This window comes from Actinocrinis sp. (assembly GCF_035605935.1).
Lineage (GTDB): Bacteria > Actinomycetota > Actinomycetes > Streptomycetales > Catenulisporaceae > Actinocrinis.
This window is the reverse complement of sequence record NZ_DATNGK010000019.1, coordinates 1-3,042: the sequence shown is the minus strand read 5'-3', so window position 1 is coordinate 3,042 and position 3,042 is coordinate 1. Positions and strand designations below refer to the sequence as shown.

Genomic DNA, 3,042 nt, shown 5'->3' with positions numbered 1-3,042 from the left:
CCGTCGACCGGCAGGTCGCGGAAGTAGGTGTAGTACGCCCACTGTGCGCGCGGCTTCTCCGCATACGCCTTGGCGTGCACGGTCCGGGCCAGCTCCGAGTTGCGACCGTCCGCGCCGATCACGACATGGGCCCGCTCGACGCCGGCCGCGCCGTTGTATTCGTGACCGCGGACACCGACCACGGCGCCGTCCTCGACCAGGTACCCATCGACGCTGAACCGCTCGCGTAGCTCCACGCCGGCACGCACTGCGGCGTCGACGAGGATCTTGTCGAGGACGGTGCGGCGTGGCGCGTACGCGGCGGAGAAGCCGTCCACGGGCTGGGGCCTACCGGTGATCTGCAGCGGACCGAAATCGAACGAGTAGGTGTTGATCGGCGGCGCGCCCGAGGCGACGACCTCCGGGAGCAGCCCCCAGCGATGCAAGGCGGCGACGGCCGGTGCCTGCACCACGTGCGTGGACACTGTGTCGCTTGGGAACTCGGCCCGGTCGACCAGCAGCACCCGATAACCCTGCCGGGCGAGCAACATCGCGGTAGGGGAGCCGGCGCAACGAGCGCCGACGACGATCGCGTCATACATCGCGCATTCCTCTCGAACGAGTTGCGCAGAGAATGGCGCGGCTCGCACGGTTCGGGATCGGTGAGATCCCCTATTTCGCGGTCCGGGCCGCGTGCGCGGCCGCCTCAGCACGGCTGCGCAGGCCGAGCTTCGCCAGCACGTTGGCGACGTGGTGCTCGACGGTCTTGCGGCTGATGAACAGTCGGTCGGAGATCTCCGGGTTGGACAGGCCATGCCCGAGCAGGGCGAGCACCTCTGCCTCGCGGGCGGTCAGCCGCCCGTCGGTGCGTATCGCGGTGTTTGGTCGGACGCCGAGCGAGCGAAGCAATGCCGCAGCCGCATCGACATGCCGAGCGGCCCGCAACCGCTCGAAACCGGCCAACGCGGCACGCGCCTCGGCCAGCGCGACTTCCGGCCGGTCTTTCGCAAGCGCGGCCGCGAGCGCGAGCCGGGTGCGGGCAAGTTCCATTGGCAGCTCGGCGCCGGCGAAACCGGCCAACGCCTCACGCAAGCAGGTACGCGCGTCGTCGCCGAGCCCGCCAGCCAACGCGACACTGCCCTGCGCTAACGCCGCTGACGCTGTGAGGAACGGGCCGCGGTGGCGGGCGGCGATGGCCGCCAGCCGCTCGGCTGCGGAGGCGGCATCGGTGGCGTGGCCGGCCGCGAGGTGTACGTCGACGAGCATCGCGAGCAGCGGTGCCGCGACCGCGCTGTCCAGTGGCAGCTGCGCCAATCCGCGGTCGAGCACGTCTGCCGCCCGCGTCGTCTCGCCGCGGGCCAGGTGTATCGCGGCTAGTGGGAGCGCGGCCTCGGCATCGGCGGTTACCTCGGCGAGCAGCTGCTCGGCCTCCTCGATGCGGCCTTGCCGCACGCGCAGGTCCGCAAGCCGGACCGCGGCACCTCGTCGCTGCGCGGTGCGGCGACCCAGGCCCCACAACCGGACGGCCTCCGTCAACGCCGTGTCGGCCTCCGGCCAGCGGCCGGCGGCAGTGAGTACCCCGCCGTAGTGCGTATGGCAGAACGCGGTCACCGCCGGCAACCGGTACCGCGCGGCGACGGCTTCACCCACCCGGATCCACTCGTCCGCGCGACGAACGTCGTGCGCGTACTCGCAGGCCGCGAACAGCTGGCAGAAGATCTCCTCGACGGCGCAAACGTCGTCTACCTCGTCCCCGACGACCGCGGCGAGGGCCTCGTCGAGAAGTGGCATGCCGTCGTCAGTGCGATCGTCGTGCACGAGGCTCGCGCCGAGGTAGGCCATCGCGGTGAACTCGAGATTTGTGTCGTGGTACCTGTGCGCGACGCCGATCGCGTCGTGCAGCAGCGCGTGCCGACGAGCGCGCTCACCCTCGAACATCGCCGTGTTCAGCGCCACCCAGCCCGATTCGGCGGATTCGCCGGCAGCGGCGAGCAGCGTCTTCGCCCGGGCCAACCAGCCGCTCATCACTGCGACATCCCCAGTGATCTGACCGTGCATGCCCGCCAGCGTGCGCGCCATGCGCACCGCGCCCACCGCGTCGCCATCCGCGCGGTAGGCCGCGTAGGACCGTTCCCACGCCGCTATCGCCGCGGGGAAGTCAAGGTCGAGATACCGCGCTCGCGCCTCCTCCTCGAGCGCGGCCCCGCCGCCCGGTCGCACACTCACAGCATCCACGCATCGAGGCGGCGTCGCACAGTAACCGGCGCGGACGGCGTGTATACCCAGTCGCTTGCGGTCGTCGTACCCGTGACTGACCGTTCAGGATGCCCGTCGTTTGTCGCGCGAGACCGCCGGTCTCACAGTGGGTAGTCGCGCACACCGCCACCCAGCCCCACTGCACTGACGTGGAGCACCGCGCCTGGCGTTCGGATGCCTTGCACCTGCACCGCGAGCGTCCGGCCGACCCCGAGATTGAGGCAGTGCACGGTTGTCGTGTGCAGCCCCGTGCAGCCGGTCACCGCGATACCGGCGGCATCGACGGCCTCGATCGTCCATTGCGTCGGCACCACCATGGTCACCGAGGCGGCCGGGTCGGGGATGGCGACGGCGACGACTTCTCGAACGGTGACGGGTGATGGGCTCGCCGGCGGTGCCGGGGCGGCCGGGGCCGTGCTGGTTGCCGCCGGTTGCTGCCCCGCTGACGGTGCGGCATTTCCGGCCGGTCCGGCGGCTGCCAGGGGCGTCCCGCCGGCCGCCGCCGCGGCGACTCCCTGAGATAACCCGGCAGCCGGCGTCTGGGCTGCGCCGCCCGGCCGCGGTGCCGCGCCGCCCGGCCGCGGTGCTGCGCCACCAGATCCGGGGGCGGACGTGACGGTGCCGTGGGGACTGCTGGTAGCGATCGAGGCCCCTCCGGATCCGCTGGTAATTGGCCCTCGGGCGCCGAGCGAGGACGATGCGGTGGGGTTCGGTGCCGCGCGCGGCGAGTGTTTCGGCGGCCCGAGGATTACCCCGAGGATGACCACCAAGGCAGCAATCACAGCCGCAGCGCCGGCAACAGCCAAC

Annotated in this window: 2 protein-coding genes and 1 pseudogene; all 3 read right to left on the bottom strand. The window is 71.6% G+C overall.

What is annotated here, in order from left to right:
* Positions 1-581: NAD(P)/FAD-dependent oxidoreductase (locus VN779_RS01520; RefSeq protein WP_325719370.1), on the bottom strand; the 581-nt coding region annotated here is incomplete at its 3' end.
* 70 nt (positions 582-651) lie between these two features.
* Positions 652-2,205 carry a helix-turn-helix transcriptional regulator gene (locus VN779_RS01515; RefSeq protein WP_325719368.1) on the bottom strand — a complete coding sequence of 518 codons (1,554 nt, stop codon included), beginning with the start codon at positions 2,203-2,205 and terminating at the stop codon, positions 652-654.
* Between the two features lie 131 nt (positions 2,206-2,336).
* Positions 2,337-3,042: pseudogene (locus VN779_RS01510) on the bottom strand (hypothetical protein); the annotation flags it as partial.